Here is a 17,133-nt window from a genome sequence, read left to right as displayed (position 1 = left end):
TGCCCTGCCATCCAGTACCATAGCGCCCTTCCTGAATCTCACCGCATCCACACGCTGCCCAAACCCTTTCGTTTGGCGGTACGGTTTTGCCTGAGAGCAGGTGCACATCTTCATGACATGACAGAGAATCGAACAGGAATTATATGGTTTTTACACTGGGTCAACGCTGGATTAGTGATACGGAAAGTGAACTGGGACTGGGCACGGTAGTTGCGCTGGATACGCGCATGGTCACACTGATGTTCCCGGCAACCGGCGAAAACCGCCTCTATGCCCGTAATGATTCTCCTGTTACCCGCGTGATCTTCAATCCGGGTGATACCGTCACCAGCCATGAAGGCTGGCAGATGCGCGTCGATGACGTCCGTAACGAAAATGAGTTAATTACCTACATCGGCACACGTCTCGACACCGAAGAATCCAACGTGCTGATGCGCGAAGTGATGCTCGACAGCAAACTGGTGTTCAGCAAACCCCAGGATCGCCTGTTCGCCGGACAGTTGGATCGCATGGACAGGTTTGCGTTGCGCTTCCGCGCCCGTAAATATCAGAGCGAGCAGTACAACCTGCCGACCAGCGGTTTACGTGGTATGCGCACCAACCTGATCCCACATCAGCTGCACATTGCGCACGATGTTGGCCGTCGCCATGCACCGCGAGTGTTGCTGGCTGACGAAGTGGGTCTGGGTAAAACCATCGAAGCCGGGATGATCATCCAGCAACAGTTGCTGGCTGGACGTGCGGAGCGCGTGCTGATTGTGGTACCGGAAACCCTGCAACATCAGTGGCTGGTGGAGATGCTGCGCCGCTTCAATCTGCGCTTTGCGCTGTTTGATGATGACCGCTACACCGAAGCGCAGCACGACAGCGATAACCCATTTGATACCGAGCAGCTGATCATCTGCTCGCTCGATTTTGTCCGCCGTAATAAGCAGCGTCTGGAACTGCTGGCCGATGCTGCGTGGGATCTGCTGGTGGTTGATGAAGCACACCATCTGGCATGGAGTGAAGACGCACCGAGCCGTGAATATCAGGTCATTGAGCAGTTGGCGGAACAGACGCCTGGCGTACTGCTGCTGACCGCGACACCGGAACAGCTCGGTTTGGAGAGCCATTTCGCCCGTCTGCGCCTGCTCGATCCTAATCGCTTCCACGATTTCAGCCAGTTTGTAGCTGAACAGCAGCACTATCGCCCGGTAGCCGATGCGGTAAGCACCCTGCTGGCCGACAAAGCGATCTCCAAAGATGAAATGAACCTGATCAACGATCTGGTCGGTGAGCAGGACATCGAACCGCTGTTGCAGGTGGCAAACAGCGATCGCGAAGGCAAAGAAGATGCACGCAAAGAACTGATTTCTATGTTGATGGACCGTCACGGCACCAGCCGCGTGCTGTTCCGCAACACCCGTAACGGCGTGAAAGGTTTCCCGAAACGCGAACTGCATCAGATCCGCCTGCCGCTGCCGGCGCAGTACCAAACGGCAATTAAAGTCTCCGGCATTATGGGCGCACGTAAAAGCGCGGAAGAACGCGCCCGTGACATGCTGTACCCGGAGCAGATTTATCAGGAGTTTGAAGGTGACAGCGGCACCTGGTGGAACTTCGATCCGCGCGTTGAGTGGCTGATGGGCTACCTCACCAGCAACCGTAAAGAGAAAGTGCTGGTGATTTGTGCCAAAGCCGCCACCGCCCTGCAACTGGAACAGGTGCTGCGTGAGCGCGAAGGTATCCGCGCCGCCGTGTTCCACGAAGGTCTGTCAATCATCGAACGTGACCGCGCTGCGGCCTGGTTCGCCTCCGAAGAAGATGGCGCGCAGGTGCTGCTGTGTTCGGAAATCGGTTCTGAAGGCCGCAACTTCCAGTTCGCCAGCCGCCTGGTGATGTTTGATTTGCCGTTCAACCCGGACCTGCTGGAGCAACGAATTGGTCGTCTCGATCGTATCGGCCAGATGCACGATATTCAGATCCTGGTGCCGTGGCTGGAAAAAACCGCGCAGGCGGTGCTGTTGCGCTGGTATCACGAGGGTCTGGACGCGTTTGAGCACACCTGTCCAACTGGCCGCACCATTTACGACAGCGTCTACAGCCAGTTGATTGAATACCTTGCCGCGCCGGAAAATCCGCAGGGGCTGGATGAGTTCATCGTTGAGTGCCGCAAGCAGCATGACCAGTTGAAAGCCCAACTGGAACAGGGCCGCGACCGTCTGCTGGAGCAGAACTCAAATGGCGGTGAAGCAGCCCAGGCGTTGGCAGAAGCGATTGCCGAGCAGGATAACGACACCGGCCTGGTGAATTTCGCCCTCAACCTGTTTGATATCGTGGGTATCAACCAGGAGGATCGTAGCGATAACCTGATCGTGCTGACGCCGTCCGATCATATGCTGGTGCCGGATTTCCCCGGTCTGCCGGAGGATGGCTGCACCGTGACCTTTAACCGCAACCAGGCACTGTCACGCGAAGATACCCAGTTCATTACCTGGGAACACCCGCTGATCCGCAACGGTCTGGACCTGATCCTCTCCGGCGATACCGGCAGCTGTGCGCTGTCGCTGTTGAAAAACAAAGCGTTACCGGTTGGCACGCTGCTGGTAGAGATGATCTATGTGGTGGAAGCCCAGGCACCGAAGCATCTGCAACTGACCCGCTTCCTGCCGCCGACACCGGTGCGTTTGCTGATGGATCGCACCGGCAACAATCTGGCCGGAAAAGTGGAATTTGAGAGCTTTAACCGTCAGTTAAACGCCGTGAATCGCCATACCGGCAGCAAGCTGGTGAATGCCGTTCAACAGGATGTGCATCAGATTCTGACGCTGGCGGAGAGCGCAGTGGTGCCGGAAGCGCAAGCGATTATCGCGGCGGCAAAAGCCGAAGCCGATGAGAAGCTGAGCGCTGAGCTATCCCGTCTTGAGGCACTGCGCGCCGTCAACCCCAACATCCGTGATGACGAGGTTGAGGCGCTGGAAAGCAACCGTAACCAGGTGCTGGCAAGCCTCGGTGACGCGGGCTGGCGTCTGGATGCGCTGCGCCTGATCGTGGTGACGCATCAATAATTGACCGGGGCCGCAAGGCCCCCTTACGGAATGGCTGATGGAACCTTATAACCCGCCGCTTGAACCCTGGCTGCATATCCTTTATCAGGACGATCACATCATGGTGGTCAATAAGCCGAGCGGTTTGCTGTCGGTGCCGGGTCGCCTCGATGAGCACAAAGACAGTGTGATGACACGGATCCAGCGTGATTACCCGCAGGCTGAATCAGTGCATCGTCTGGATATGGCCACCAGCGGCGTTATTGTGGTGGCGTTGAATAAAGCGGCCGAGCGTGAGCTGAAGCGGCAATTCCGTGAACGCGAGCCTGCCAAACAATACGTGGCGCGCGTCTGGGGCCATCCGGCTGAAGAAAAAGGCTTAATTGATTTGCCGCTGATTTGCGACTGGCCAAACCGGCCAAAGCAGAAGGTGTGTTTTGAAACCGGCAAACCGGCGCAAACCGAGTATCAGGTGCTGGCATATGATGACGACAACAGCGCCAGGGTGCAGCTGAAGCCAATTACCGGACGTTCGCATCAGTTACGTGTGCATTTGTTGGCGCTGGGGCATCCGATTCTTGGTGATCGCTTTTACGCTTCGCCAGAAGCGCTGGCGATGGCATCGCGCCTGTTGTTACATGCGGAATCGCTGACCATAACCCACCCGGCGTTTGGCAACAGTATGACGTTTCGCCAGCCAGCAGATTTCTGACAACCGTAGCGGCGCGATTTATCGCGTGGGTTTGTGCCGCCATTGGGAAACGGCCGCGCGATAAATCGCGCCGCTACGCCGGAGCAAGGATTTATTTAAATCCTTTTTCCTTACGAATCAGATCGTAAGCCGCCTGAATTTCCTGCGCTTTCTGCTTCGCCATCTCCATCATTTGTGGCGGTAGCCCTTTCGCCACCAGCTTGTCAGGATGATGTTCCGCCATCAGCTTACGGTAGGCGCGCTTGATCGTGGTGCTGTCATCGCTGCTTTTCACCCCCAGCACGCTACAGGCATCTTCCAGCGTCGGGCCACGTTTAGCCTGCTGATACGCGCCGCCACCATACGATGAACCGCCACCACCAAATTGCTGGCCGCCTTCCATCATGCGCAGGAACTGGTCAAACTGCATTTTTGAGATGCCCAGCTCCTCGGCGATCACATACAACACCTGACGTTCGTTGGGATGCAGTGAACCATCAGCGAAGGCGGCCTGGATCTGAATTTCCAGAAACATCCGAATCAGATCAAAGCGACCAAAGCAGGCGCTGCGCAGCTCACGCAGTTTATTGCGTAACGGATAGTCGCCCTGCTTACCTTCACGGAAGGCTCGCTGTGCCGCAGTGCGCGCATCGCCATGCAACTGCATACGATCCATCAGTAAAGATGCAATCTGGATATCCGCCTCGGTCACGCGTCCTTTTGACTTGGTCAAATGGCCCATTACCTGAAAAGTGGTACTAAAAAACAGTGTCTGGCGGGTTTGGTTGTTAGCGAAATAGCCTTGTCCCTGAACGCTGCGCACCTTATCAAACATGTGACCAATGATCAGACCCAGTACAATGCCCCAAAAGCCCAGTCCGGAAAGTAAGCCCAGAGCCAGACCAATTACTTTTCCCCAGTAGCGCATAAACTCCTCAATTCGCCATGCTTGCGGCTGAAAATTGCATTATCATACCTGTCATTTATCTCAGCGCCTAACGGCAACGCGGACAGAAAAGGATTAACACTGGCGCATCGCCGGGCAGTAAGTTAGTCTCTGACCGGATTGTCGGCATGATGCCAGTTTTCATGGAATTATCGAAACCGCGTATGAAAAAACGTATACCTACCCTGCTGGCTACCATGATTGGTGCAGCGATATACAGTCAGCATTCCCTCGCCGACGACTTAATGTCGCAGTGTATGCTGGGCGTGCCGAGCTTTAACCGTCCGCTGGTTAATGGCGACACGAATTCGCTGCCCGTGACGATTCATTCTGACTCGTCCAAAGGCACCTATCCCAACGACGCGGTATTCACCGGTAACGTCGATGTGCAACAGGGAAACAGCCGCCTGACTGCCGATGAAGTGCAGTTGCATCAGCGTCAGCAGGAAGGGCAAACCGCGCCGGTTCGTACCGTCGATGCGCTGGGTAATGTGCACTATGACGACAATCAGGTCATCCTGAAAGGTCCGAAAGCCTGGTCGAATCTGAATACCAAAGATACCAACGTCTGGAACGGTAACTATCTGATGGTAGGCCGTCAGGGACGTGGTGATGCCGATCAGATGAAACTGCGTGGCAACAATCGTTATACCATCCTCGAAAACGGCAGCTTTACCTCCTGTTTGCCCGGTAGCAACAGCTGGAGTGTGGTGGGTACAGAAATCATTCAGGACCGCCAGGAGGAAGTGGCGGAGATCTGGAATGCGCGCTTTAAACTTGGCAATGTGCCGGTTTTCTATAGCCCCTACCTGCAACTGCCGATTGGCGATCGTCGCCGCTCTGGCTTCCTGATCCCGAATGCAAAATACAGCAGCACGAATGGTTTCGAGTTCATGCTGCCGTACTACTGGAACATCGCACCGCAGGCCGATGCCACCATTACGCCGCACTATATGAGCAATCGTGGCCTGCAATTGCAGAATGAATTCCGTTATCTGACCCAGTTTGGTGCGGGTTTGATGGAGCTGGATTATCTGCCATCCGATAATCAGTACGATAAAGACAAAGCGGTGCGTGGTATTGCGCAGGATGCCAGCTCCGATCGCTGGTTGTTCTACTGGCGCCACGCTGGGGTGTACGATCAGCACTGGCGTTTCAATGCCGACTATACCAAAGTCAGCGATCCCTATTACTTCAACGACTTAACGTCAAAGTATTACAGTTCGACTGATGGTTACGCCACGCAGAAATTCAGCGTTGGCTATGCCGATACCAACTGGGATGCCACACTCTCAACCAAAGATTTCCAGGTGTTTGGCACCACCAGCAACAGCAACGTCTATCGCGCGATGCCGCAGCTCGATCTGAATTACTATCAGAACGATATCGGGCCGTTTGATGGCCGTATTTTCGCGCAGGCGGTGAAGTTTACCAACGTAAATAGCCGGATGCCGGAAGCAACGCGTCTGCATATTGAACCGACGCTGGATCTGCCGCTGTCAAACGGCTGGGCCAGCCTGGATACCGAAGCCAAGTTCCTTGCTACCCATTATCAGCAGGATAGCCTCGATTATTACAACAGCTCAAGCTACACCCGGACCTCCAGCGGCCTGCTGAAAGACTCCGTTAACCGTACGCTGCCGCAGTTTAAGGTCGATGGTCGTCTGGTATTTGACCGCGATATGGATTGGGCTGAGGGCTATACCCAGACGCTGGAACCGCGTGTCCAGTATCTCTACATCCCGTACCGCGACCAGAGCGCTATCTATCCGTACGATTCAACATTGCTGCAAACTGACTATACCGGCTTGTTCCGTGACCGCACCTACAGCGGCCTCGATCGCATCGCCTCAGCCAATCAGGTCGCAACCGGTGTTACCACGCGAATTTATGATAACGATCTGGTTGAACGTTTTAACGTTTCTGTTGGTCAAATCTACTCGTTTACCCCATCGCGGACTGGCGTTGAGCAGATCGACGATGAAGATGACACCGGTAGCCTGATCTGGGCCGGTGACACTTACTGGAAAGTGAGCGATCGCTGGGCCGTGCGTGGCGGGCTGCAATATGATACCCGTCTCGATAACATCGCTCAGGGCAATGCGGTACTCGAGTATCGTCAGGATGCCGATCGTATGGTGCAGCTGAGTTATCGCTACAGCAGCCCGGAATACGTCGCACAAGCACTGAATGACTCCAGCCTGCTGACTAACCCGATCTACAAAAACGGGATCTCTCAGGTCGGAGCAACCGCCAGTTGGCCGATTGCTGACGCCTGGTCGCTGGTCGGTGCGTATTACTACGACACCCGCAACAGCAAACCGGCTGACCAGTTGGTGGGTCTGCAATACAGCTCCTGCTGCTATGCAATCCGTGTCGGTTACGAGCGCAAAATCAACGGTTGGGAAAACAACAATAGTAAGTATGACAACCAAATCTCATTCAACATTGAGCTGCGTGGCCTGAGCTCCAACTATGGCTTAGGCACCCATGACATGCTGCGTCAGGGCATCATCCCTTACCAGCAGGCTTTCTGATGTTGTGATGTTTGACAGGCTATCCCGCAGTGCGGAAACAACAATGGATAAAGTATGAAGAACTGGAGAATGCTGATTCTTGGTGTGGCGATTGCCGCTAACACTGCGTTCGCAGCCCCGCAAATGGTAGATAAAGTTGCCGCCGTCGTGAATAACGGCGTGGTGCTGGAAAGTGACGTTGATAGCATGCTGCGCACGGTGAAAGCACAGGCACAGCAGGCCCATCAGCAACTGCCTGATGACAATACCCTGCGTCATCAGATCCTTGAGCGCCAGATCATGGATAGCATTGTTTTACAGATGGGTGAAAAAGCAGGTTTGCAGATAAGCGATCAACAGCTGGATGAAGCTATCCAGAATATCGCCGGTCAGAACCATATGACCCTTGATCAACTGCGCAGCCGCATTGCCTACGACGGTATTAACTACAACGAATACCGTGCGCAGATCCGCAAAGAGATGATGATCTCTGAAGTGCGTAACAATGAAGTGCGCCGCCGCGTGACCATTCTGCCGCAGGAAGTGGATACCCTGGCGAAGCAGATTGGTTCGCAGAACACCCAGGGTACTGAGCTGAACGTCAGTCAGATCCTGCTGCCACTGCCGGAAAACCCGACCCAGCAGCAAGTTGACGATCAGGAAGCGCTGGCCCGTCAGTTAGTGGGTGAACTGAAAAAAGGGGCCGATTTTGGCAAGCTGGCTGTGACCTATTCTGCTGATCCGCAGGCGCTGAAAGGCGGCAACATGGGTTGGAGCAAAATTGAAGAACTGCCGACCCTGTTCTCCCAGGCGCTGGCCACCGCGCAGAAAGGCGATGTCGTCGGTCCGATCCGTTCAGGCGTGGGCTTCCATATCCTGAAAGTGAACGATCTGCGTGGTGAGAGCAAAAATATCTCCGTCACCGAAGTGCACGCACGTCATATCCTGCTGAAACCGTCGCCGATCCTCACTGACGATCAGGCACGCGCTAAGCTGGAAGAGATTGCTGCGGATATTCGCAGCGGGAAAATTACCTTTGCCGCCGCCGCTAAACAGTATTCAGACGATCCGGGGTCTGCGAATCAGGGCGGCGATCTGGGTTGGACCTCGCCGGAGGTGTTCGATCCTGCCTTCCGTGATGCGCTGATGCGCTTGCAGAAAGGCCAGACCAGCCAGCCGGTTCACTCCTCTTTCGGCTGGCATCTGATTCAGTTGCTGGATACCCGTCAGGTTGATAAGACGGATGCGGCGCAGAAAGAACGTGCCTATCGCTTGCTGTTTAACCGTAAATTCGCGGAAGAAGCACAGACCTGGATGCAGGAACAACGCGCCAGTGCTTACGTGAAAATTCTGGACAACAATGGTCAGTAATTATCGTGTAGTTATCACTCCCGGCGAACCCGCCGGGATTGGTCCTGACTTAACCGTTCAACTGGCCCAGCGTGACTGGCCGGTTGAGCTGGTGGTGTGCGCTGATGGTGAACTGCTGCGTCATCGCGCAGCTCAGCTTGGTTTACCGCTGACGCTGCGTGATTACCAGCCCGGTGTTGCGGCGCAACCGCAACAGGCTGGCTCGCTGACGTTGCTCCAGATTGATACTGCGCAAGCGGTCATACCGGGTGAACTGGCGGTGGCTAACAGCCACTACGTGCTGGAAACGCTGGCGCGCGCCTGTGATGGCTGCCTTAACGGTGAATTTGCCGCGCTGATTACCGGCCCGGTTCACAAAGGCGTGATCAATGATGCCGGCATCCCCTTTACCGGGCATACTGAGTTTTTCGCCGATCGCGCTGGCGGCGACCGCGTGGTCATGATGCTGGCTACCGAAGAGCTACGGGTAGCATTGGCTACGACCCATCTGCCACTTAAAGATGTGTCGGCGGCAATCACCCGTGACAGCCTGCATGAAGTGATCACCATTTTGCATCGTGATATGCAGCAAAAGTTCGGCCTGCCGAACCCTCATATTTTCGTCTGCGGCCTGAATCCGCACGCTGGCGAAAGCGGCCATATGGGCCGTGAAGAGATCGATACTATCATTCCGGCCCTGGACGAATTGCGTCAGCAGGGCATTCAGCTGACCGGTCCCCTGCCCGCTGATACCCTGTTCCAGCCCAAATACCTGCAACATGCAGATGCGGTGCTGGCGATGTATCACGACCAGGGCTTACCTGTACTAAAATTTCAGGGGTTTGGCCGGGCGGTGAATATCACGCTGGGCCTGCCCTTTATCCGTACCTCGGTTGACCACGGCACCGCGCTGGAACTGGCCGGTCTGGGTCAGGCGGAGCCGGGCAGCTTTATTACGGCGCTTAACCTCGCCATCACTATGATCAAGAGCAGTAATGAATAATCGCGTCCATCAGGGGCATTACGCCCGTAAACGTTTCGGGCAGAACTTCCTGAACGATCAGTATATTATCGACAGCATCGTCTCCGCTATTCATCCGCAGAAGGGTGAAGCCGTGGTGGAGATCGGTCCCGGCCTCGGCGCATTGACGGAGCCAGTGGGCGAGCGTCTGGATGCGCTGACCGTGGTAGAACTGGACCGCGACCTTGCCGCGCGTTTACAAACTCACCCGTTTCTTGGCCCCAAGCTGACCATCTTCCAGCAGGATGCAATGACCTTTGATTTCTCCGCATTGGCGCGTGAGAAAGGCCAGCCGCTGCGTGTGTTTGGTAACTTGCCGTACAATATCTCCACCCCGCTGATGTTCCACCTTTTCAGCTATACTGGTTCGATTAAAGACATGCACTTCATGCTGCAAAAAGAGGTGGTCAACCGTTTGGTGGCCGGACCGGGCAGTAAAGCCTACGGTCGACTCAGCGTGATGGCGCAATATTATTGTCAGGTGATTCCGGTGCTGGAAGTGCCGCCACAATCATTCACGCCACCGCCTAAAGTGGACTCCGCGGTGGTACGCCTGGTGCCTTATGCCCAGCCGCAACATCCGGTCAGCGATGTGCGTCTGTTAAGCCGCATCACAACCGAGGCGTTCGGCCAGCGCCGTAAAACGCTGCGTAATAGCCTCGGTCATCTGTTTGCTGCCGGCGCGCTGGATGAACTGAATATTGATGCCACCCTGCGTGCAGAGAACGTCACGGTAGCTCAGTATTGTCAGCTGGCCAACTGGCTTGGCAACCATCAGGCAGAGAATCCGGAGAACTGAGTGCATGAGTGAAATGGCCCGCGTCTGTATCCAGGTACAAAGCCTGTATGTGGAGTCGCAATCGTCGCCCGACGAGGAGCGCTACGTGTTTGCCTACACCATCACCATCCGCAATTTGGGGCGCAGCAGCGTCCAGCTGCGCGGTCGTTACTGGTTGATCACCAACGGTAACGGTCGCGAAACCGAAGTTCAGGGCGAAGGTGTGGTCGGTGAACAACCCCATATCGCACCCGGCAGCGAATTCCAATACACCAGCGGCGCGATCCTCGAAACGCCGATGGGCACCATGCAGGGCCACTACGTGATGATCGACGAAGAGGGAGAAGAGTTTTTTGTCGACATTCCTGTGTTCCGACTCGCGGTGCAAACCCACATCCACTAATCCTTCCTCGCCCGGCCTGTCCGGGCGATGCGTTTTAACCGGACTGATGTAATGAGTACATATCTGATTGGCGATGTTCACGGCTGTTATGATGAACTGCGTGCCCTCCTGGCACAGGTTAACTTCGATCCGCAGCAGGATGTCCTGTGGCTGACCGGCGACCTGGTGGCCCGTGGTCCCGGCTCGCTTGACGTGTTGCGCTACGTGAAGTCACTGGGAGACTGCGTACGATTGGTGTTGGGCAATCACGATCTTCATTTGCTGGCGGTATATGCCGGTATCAGCCGCAACAAACCCAAAGATCGCCTGACGCCGCTACTGGAAGCTGCCGATGCGGATGAACTGATTAACTGGCTGCGTCGTCAGCCGTTATTACAGGTGGATGAAGAAAAAAAACTGGTCATGGCTCATGCTGGCATCACACCGCAATGGGATCTCGACACGGCAAAACTTTGTGCGCGTGAAGTCGAAGCCGTGCTGTCCAGTGACAGCTATCCGCTCTTTCTCGACGCGATGTATGGCGATATGCCGAATAACTGGACGCCGGAACTCAGCGGTCTGGCGCGTTTGCGCTTCAGTACTAACGCGCTAACGCGGATGCGGTTCTGTTTCCCGAATGGTCAGTTGGATATGATCTGTAAAGAAACCCCGGAATCCGCTCCACCACCGCTGAAACCCTGGTTTATGATCCCGAGTCCGGTAGCGCATGATTACACGTTAATCTTCGGGCATTGGGCATCACTGGAAGGGAAAGGAACACCGGAGGGCATCATCGGGCTGGATACGGGTTGCTGCTGGGGTGGCACACTAACGATGCTGCATTGGGAAACACAACAATATTATGTCCAGCACTCCAACCGTGAGCAGGCGATGGCGCAGAGCGCACCCCACCCACATCCACCGCTCAGCCATCAGGAATGATAGGGCGCGTAGCGACGGAAAGTCCCGTGCGACCAGCCCCCTCATCCCGACCTTCTCCCGCAAGCGGGAGAAGGAGGTGTACAATATATCCGTTAATTAACGGCGGCGTTCGAGGATTTCGAAACAGTAGCTGTGCGAATTCTGCGCATCGGCGTCGTGGAATTCACTGAAGGTGGATTGCCACTCATCGGGCTCGTAGTCCGGGAATTGGGTGTCACCCTCAACTTCCGCATCGATATGGGTCAGATAGAGACGATCGGCACGCGGCAGCATCTGTTCGTAAATACGACCACCACCAATCACCATCACTTCTTCCGCATCACCCGCTGCATTCACCGCATCTTCCAGCGATGTCACCCAGGTCACGCCGTCATGGTCACCCGGTTTGCTGCTGACCACAATATTCAGACGGCCCGGTAACGGACGGCCAATCGATTCAAAGGTCAGACGCCCCATAATCACGGGCTTGTTCAGGGTATTACGTTTGAACCATGCCAGGTCGGCAGGCAGGTTCCAGGGCATGGCGTTTTCCATACCGATGATGCGATCCGCTGCCAGAGCTGCGATCAGACTAATCATGTTTAATGACCTACAGGAAAAAAATTGGCGCCATCATACGTAAAGGCGAAACTTTCGTCGATAGGAGGGACTCGCTATTTACGTAAAGCTCCTTTGCCACCACATTTTTGTTATTGGACAGAGTTTTACACCGCCTTTCTCAGCAATATCCGAGAGAGGCGCCATATTTTCGCGTGGAAACGGCACAAGGCAGCGTGAAAAGGGGATGTCGCCTGTACAGCCGTGTAAAGAAATGCGCACTGACTGACACAAATGAAAACGGCTCCCGCAGGAGCCGTGGATAGCGATTAGAAATCGTAGCGCAGACGCACCAGGTTAACGTTACCCAGTGATTTGTCGGTGCTGGAGGTAATCACGTATTCGTAATCAACACGGAAACCGTAGTCGAGCTGGAAGCTCACGCCCAGGCCGTTGTCGATACGTTTGTAGTTACGACCATTCAGGTATTCCAGACGGTCACCCATAAAGTACGGCTGGATGGATTTAACCGCATATTGACCAATCGGGAATTTGTAGCCAGCAAAGTATTCCAGGCCCCAGGCATCATCAGCAAAGTAGTTGTGTACCTGAGATGTTTTGGTAGACAGGAAATTCTGGTAGTAACCGCCACCGGCAGAGAGCGTCCAGTGACCCGGCGTCCAGCTCAGCGCTGTACCGTAGATATTCTGGTCATAGGTTTTGCTATCGCCAGTTGACGGCTGGTGGATATCAGCACGGGTGTAGTTCCACGCGGTACCCCACGCCAGATCTTTGGTGATGTGATAGTTCACACCCAGAGAGCCGCCGCCTTTACGTTTGTAACGCATCCCTTTACCTGGCAGATAGTCGTTATCTTCAAACAGGTAAGATGCATAGACATCAACGTCACCGAAGGTGTTTTTGTATTTCAGCTGCTTACGTGAACGGTAGGAACCATCGTAGTCGCCGTTGATACCGTTACCCGGTGCCTGGGCCAGCATGTCGTAGTCCCAGATATCGGTCTTCGCACCGACCACATCATAGTAAACGCTGTTTTGCTGACCGAAGTAGAGTTCACCGAGGGTCGCACTTTTGAAGCCGGTGTACAGTTGACGACGCGTGGTGTTGTTCGCGCCATCGGCATAGTGGTTATCCCAACCCCACCACGCCGGGAAGTTAACGCCCAGCTCGTAGTAACCTACCCAGCTTACGTCATCAAACAGGTAATAATTGGCGGTGAAGCGGAAACGTGAACCGCCGTCATAGCCATTACGCTTATAAGACTTGTCGTTCACGCCGTTCTGATGCATGAACTGCGGGCGGATACTACCGCCAACTTTAAAGTCGAGACGGCTCAGCGGATCGTTAGCCTGTGGGTCTGCTTTAAGAAGAGTAACTTCAGCCTGGCTGGCAAGGGGTGCCGCTGCGACCAGCGCAGCAATGGCGGTGAGAGTGAAAGCACGCATTTTCATTTTTTATAAATATCCCAGTTATGCTCGAAAAAATGAGCGATTAACATACTAAGGGGAGCAGCATCGCTTTATATTTATAAAATTGTGCTAATAATGATGTGAAAAATTAAATCCGCACTAAGCGCTAAAAACTAAGTCAAATCAATATGTTTCATATAAGTTAACTTATTAACCAGACAGATAAATAAAAAAACGGCCCCCTGAGGAGCCGTTGTTTATTATTTAATCAGAAGATTTAACCGGTAATTTGCTGATGCATTTCCTGCACAGAAATCACTTTTTCGGTTGGGTCCGCATTCAGTGCCATCGCCGTAGCGAAACCACCGTTCAGCGTGGTGTCGTAATGCACTTTATATTGCAGCGCACTGCGGCGAATCAGCTTGGAGTCCTCAATCGCCTGACGTCCTGCGGTGGTGTTGACGATGTAGGTGTATTCGCCGTTCTTCAGGCGGTCCTGAATGTGCGGGCGACCTTCATGCACTTTGTTCACCAGACGCGGATTGATACCGGCTTCACCCAACACCACGGCGGTGCCGTGGGTAGCATCCAGCTCAAAGCCAAACTTCTGCAACTTCGCCGCCAGGTCAACGATACGTTTCTTATCGCCTTCACGTACTGACAACAACGCACGACCTGATTTCTTCATGTTGCTCTGCGCACCCAACATCGCTTTCGCGAAGGCTTCCGCGAAGGTACGACCCACGCCCATCACCTCACCGGTAGAGCGCATTTCTGGTCCGAGAATCGGGTCAACACCCTGGAACTTGTTGAACGGCAGCACCACTTCTTTCACCGAGTAGTACGGCGGAATCACCTCTTTCGTGACGCCCTGCTCAGCCAGCGTTTTGCCTGCCATCACGCGCGCCGCCACTTTCGCCAACGGTACACCGGTCGCCTTGGAGACGAATGGCACGGTACGTGCCGCACGCGGGTTCACTTCAATCAGGTAGACTTCATTGTCTTTCACCGCGAACTGCACGTTCATCAGACCACGGACATTCAGTTCGAATGCCAGTTTTTCTACCTGCTGACGCATCACATCCTGAATCTCTGCATTCAGGGTGTAGGCTGGCAGAGAACACGCCGAGTCGCCGGAGTGAACACCCGCCTGCTCGATATGTTCCATGATGCCGCCAATCAGCACGCGCTCGCCGTCGCAAATCGCATCCACGTCCACTTCAACCGCGTCATCCAGGAAACGGTCCAGCAACACAGGCGCATCGTTGGAAACGGATACCGCCGTCTGGAAGTAGCGCTTCAGGTCGATTTCGTCGTAAACGATTTCCATCGCACGACCACCCAATACGTAAGACGGACGCACCACCAGCGGATAACCGATACCTACCGCTTTCTCCACCGCCTGCTCCAGCGTGGTCACGGTGGCGTTAGCCGGTTGTTTCAGGTTCAGACGTTCAACCGCCTGCTGGAAACGCTCACGGTCTTCGGCACGGTCAATCGCATCCGGGCTGGTACCGATAACCGGTACACCGGCGGCTTCCAACGCGCGCGCCAGTTTCAGCGGAGTCTGGCCGCCGTACTGCACGATGACGCCTTTTGGCTGTTCAATACGCACGATTTCCAGCACGTCTTCCAGCGTAACTGGCTCGAAGTAAAGACGGTCGGAGGTGTCGTAGTCGGTAGAGACGGTTTCCGGGTTACAGTTAACCATGATGGTCTCGAAACCATCTTCGCGCAGCGCCAATGCGGCGTGAACGCAGCAGTAGTCAAACTCGATACCCTGTCCGATACGGTTTGGACCGCCACCCAGTACCATGATCTTATCGCGGTCCTGGTTTGGATTAGCCTCGCACTCTTCTTCATAGGTTGAGTACATATACGCGGTGTCGGTCGCGAACTCTGCCGCACAGGTATCAACGCGTTTGTAGACCGGATGCAGGTTGAACTGCTGACGCAGTTTGCGGATTTCACCTTCAGCCACGCCAGCCAGCGTTGCCAGACGCGCATCCGCAAAACCTTTACGCTTCAGGTTACGCAGGAAGGCAAAGTCCAGCGCCTTCACGCCTTCACGCGCCACTTGTTCTTCCAGGCGCACCAGTTCTTCAATCTGTACCAGGAACCAGCGGTCGATGTTGGTCAGATTGAACACGCCATCAACTGACATGCCAGCACGGAAAGCATCGGCGATGTACCAGATACGGTCAGAGCCAGCATCTTTCAGTTCGCGGCGAATGCGGGTCAGCGCTTCGGCGTCGTCCAGATTCACTTTCGGGTCAAAACCATTGGCACCCACTTCCAGGCCGCGCAGCGCTTTCTGCATCGATTCCTGGAAAGTACGGCCAATCGCCATCACTTCGCCGACAGATTTCATCTGCGTGGTCAGGCGATCGTTAGCACCGGCGAATTTCTCGAAGTTGAAACGTGGAATCTTGGTCACAACGTAGTCGATAGACGGCTCGAACGATGCCGGGGTACGACCACCCGTGATATCGTTCATCAGTTCGTCGAGGGTGAAGCCCACCGCCAGTTTCGCCGCCACTTTAGCAATCGGGAAACCGGTGGCTTTAGAGGCCAACGCTGAAGAACGTGATACACGCGGGTTCATCTCGATAACGATCAGACGACCATCTTTCGGATTCACCGAGAACTGCACGTTGGAACCGCCCGTCTCAACCCCGATTTCACGCAGTACCGCCAGTGAGGCGTTACGCATGATTTGATACTCTTTATCGGTCAGGGTTTGCGCCGGGGCCACGGTGATGGAGTCACCGGTGTGGATACCCATCGCATCGAAGTTTTCGATCGAGCAGACGATGATGCAGTTGTCGTTTTTATCACGCACCACTTCCATCTCGTACTCTTTCCAGCCAATCAGCGACTCGTCAATCAGCAGCTCATTGGTCGGCGACAGGTCCAGACCGCGTTCACAAATCTCTTCAAACTCTTCGCGGTTATAGGCGATGCCGCCACCGGTGCCGCCCATGGTAAAGGAAGGACGGATGATGCACGGGAAGCCAACATCTTCAGCCACCGCCAGCGCCTCTTCCATGGTATGCGCGATACCGGAACGTGCGGTGTCCAGACCGATGCTTTTCATCGCCACGTCAAAACGGCGACGGTCTTCAGCTTTATCGATCGCGTCGGCAGTCGCACCAATCATGGTCACGCCGAATTCTTCCAGCACGCCCTGACGCTCCAGCTCCAGTGCGCAGTTCAGCGCCGTCTGGCCGCCCATAGTAGGCAGCACGGCATCCGGGCGCTCTTTTTCAATGATTTTACGCACCACTTCCCAGTGGATTGGCTCGATGTAGGTTGCATCAGCCATCTCCGGGTCAGTCATGATGGTGGCCGGGTTCGAGTTCACCAGAATGACGCGGTAGCCCTCTTCACGCAGCGCTTTACACGCCTGCGCACCCGAGTAGTCAAATTCACATGCCTGGCCGATAACGATCGGACCTGCGCCAAGGATCAGGATGGATTTTATGTCTGTACGTTTTGGCATCGTTAGCTC

At 54.8% G+C, this 17,133-nt stretch carries 12 protein-coding genes; 8 read left to right on the top strand and 4 right to left on the bottom strand.

The features are described 5' to 3' along the window. The first annotated feature begins 143 nt into the window (after positions 1-143). Together rapA and rluA are read left to right on the top strand one after the other, a co-directional pair. Entirely contained in the window at positions 144-3,050 is a 2,907-nt protein-coding gene (gene rapA / locus CTZ24_RS03350) for an RNA polymerase-associated protein RapA (protein WP_208724770.1), read from the top strand. Positions 3,051-3,087: 37 nt separating this feature from the next. Continuing rightward, entirely contained in the window at positions 3,088-3,741 is a 654-nt protein-coding gene (gene rluA, locus CTZ24_RS03345; RefSeq protein WP_021184764.1) for a bifunctional tRNA pseudouridine(32) synthase/23S rRNA pseudouridine(746) synthase RluA, read from the top strand. A 91-nt stretch (positions 3,742-3,832) separates the two neighbouring features. Here rluA and djlA read toward each other — a convergent pair whose 3' ends face one another. Beyond that, a complete protein-coding gene (gene djlA, locus CTZ24_RS03340; RefSeq protein WP_208724769.1) occupies positions 3,833-4,648 on the bottom strand; it encodes a co-chaperone DjlA in 816 nt (271 codons plus the stop codon). A 182-nt stretch (positions 4,649-4,830) separates the two neighbouring features. Here djlA and lptD point away from each other — a divergent pair, with 182 nt between their 5' ends. The 6 genes from lptD to apaH are packed head-to-tail and all read left to right on the top strand — an operon-like array spanning position 4,831 to position 11,655. After that, positions 4,831-7,203, top strand: coding sequence for an LPS assembly protein LptD (lptD, locus tag CTZ24_RS03335; RefSeq protein ID WP_244634019.1), 2,373 nt, complete (start codon positions 4,831-4,833; stop codon positions 7,201-7,203). A gap of 54 nt (positions 7,204-7,257) precedes the next feature. Then, entirely contained in the window at positions 7,258-8,553 is a 1,296-nt protein-coding gene (surA, locus tag CTZ24_RS03330) for a peptidylprolyl isomerase SurA (protein ID WP_021184767.1), read from the top strand. Further along, positions 8,543-9,535: a 4-hydroxythreonine-4-phosphate dehydrogenase PdxA gene (pdxA, locus tag CTZ24_RS03325; RefSeq protein WP_208724767.1), complete on the top strand. Its 993-nt coding sequence runs from the start codon at positions 8,543-8,545 to the stop codon at positions 9,533-9,535. The genes surA and pdxA overlap by 11 nt, the downstream gene beginning before the upstream one ends. Further along, positions 9,528-10,352, top strand: a complete 825-nt coding sequence (gene rsmA, locus CTZ24_RS03320; protein WP_021184769.1) for a 16S rRNA (adenine(1518)-N(6)/adenine(1519)-N(6))-dimethyltransferase RsmA — start codon at positions 9,528-9,530, stop codon at positions 10,350-10,352. The genes pdxA and rsmA overlap by 8 nt, the downstream gene beginning before the upstream one ends. A 4-nt stretch (positions 10,353-10,356) precedes the next feature. Next, positions 10,357-10,734 carry a Co2+/Mg2+ efflux facilitator ApaG/CorD gene (apaG, locus tag CTZ24_RS03315; protein ID WP_021184770.1) on the top strand — a complete coding sequence of 126 codons (378 nt, stop codon included), beginning with the start codon at positions 10,357-10,359 and terminating at the stop codon, positions 10,732-10,734. A 51-nt stretch (positions 10,735-10,785) separates the two neighbouring features. Next, entirely contained in the window at positions 10,786-11,655 is an 870-nt protein-coding gene (apaH, locus tag CTZ24_RS03310; protein WP_021184771.1) for a bis(5'-nucleosyl)-tetraphosphatase (symmetrical) ApaH, read from the top strand. A gap of 96 nt (positions 11,656-11,751) precedes the next feature. On the opposite strand, the gene folA is transcribed toward apaH, so the two are convergent. From folA to carB, 3 genes are all read right to left on the bottom strand, one after another. Then, a complete protein-coding gene (folA, locus tag CTZ24_RS03305; RefSeq protein WP_021184772.1) occupies positions 11,752-12,234 on the bottom strand; it encodes a type 3 dihydrofolate reductase in 483 nt (160 codons plus the stop codon). Positions 12,235-12,521: 287 nt separating this feature from the next. Beyond that, a complete protein-coding gene (locus CTZ24_RS03300; protein ID WP_021184773.1) occupies positions 12,522-13,664 on the bottom strand; it encodes a porin in 1,143 nt (380 codons plus the stop codon). 235 nt (positions 13,665-13,899) lie between these two features. Further along, complete coding sequence (gene carB / locus CTZ24_RS03295; protein WP_021184774.1) at positions 13,900-17,124, bottom strand: carbamoyl-phosphate synthase large subunit; 3,225 nt, start codon at positions 17,122-17,124, stop codon at positions 13,900-13,902. Between the last annotated feature and the right edge of the window lie 9 nt (positions 17,125-17,133).

It is taken from the genome of Pantoea phytobeneficialis, assembly GCF_009728735.1.
Lineage (GTDB): Bacteria > Pseudomonadota > Gammaproteobacteria > Enterobacterales > Enterobacteriaceae > Pantoea > Pantoea phytobeneficialis.
Note: the sequence above shows the minus strand (reverse complement) of the source record. Positions and strands in the feature narration are given on the sequence as shown.

Bases quoted from the DNA above. Each gene is read 5' to 3' on its own strand.
- folA (WP_021184772.1), bottom strand. From the start codon at position 12,234: ATGATTAGTCTGATCGCAGCTCTGGCAGCGGATCGCATCATCGGTATG.
- lptD (WP_244634019.1), top strand. From the start codon at position 4,831: ATGAAAAAACGTATACCTACCCTGCTGGCTACCATGATTGGTGCAGCG.
- rsmA (WP_021184769.1), top strand. From the start codon at position 9,528: ATGAATAATCGCGTCCATCAGGGGCATTACGCCCGTAAACGTTTCGGG.
- apaG (WP_021184770.1), top strand. From the start codon at position 10,357: ATGAGTGAAATGGCCCGCGTCTGTATCCAGGTACAAAGCCTGTATGTG.
- rluA (WP_021184764.1), top strand. From the start codon at position 3,088: ATGGAACCTTATAACCCGCCGCTTGAACCCTGGCTGCATATCCTTTAT.
- CTZ24_RS03300 (WP_021184773.1), bottom strand. From the start codon at position 13,664: ATGAAAATGCGTGCTTTCACTCTCACCGCCATTGCTGCGCTGGTCGCA.
- apaH (WP_021184771.1), top strand. From the start codon at position 10,786: ATGAGTACATATCTGATTGGCGATGTTCACGGCTGTTATGATGAACTG.
- djlA (WP_208724769.1), bottom strand. From the start codon at position 4,648: ATGCGCTACTGGGGAAAAGTAATTGGTCTGGCTCTGGGCTTACTTTCC.
- surA (WP_021184767.1), top strand. From the start codon at position 7,258: ATGAAGAACTGGAGAATGCTGATTCTTGGTGTGGCGATTGCCGCTAAC.
- pdxA (WP_208724767.1), top strand. From the start codon at position 8,543: ATGGTCAGTAATTATCGTGTAGTTATCACTCCCGGCGAACCCGCCGGG.
- carB (WP_021184774.1), bottom strand. From the start codon at position 17,124: ATGCCAAAACGTACAGACATAAAATCCATCCTGATCCTTGGCGCAGGT.
- rapA (WP_208724770.1), top strand. From the start codon at position 144: ATGGTTTTTACACTGGGTCAACGCTGGATTAGTGATACGGAAAGTGAA.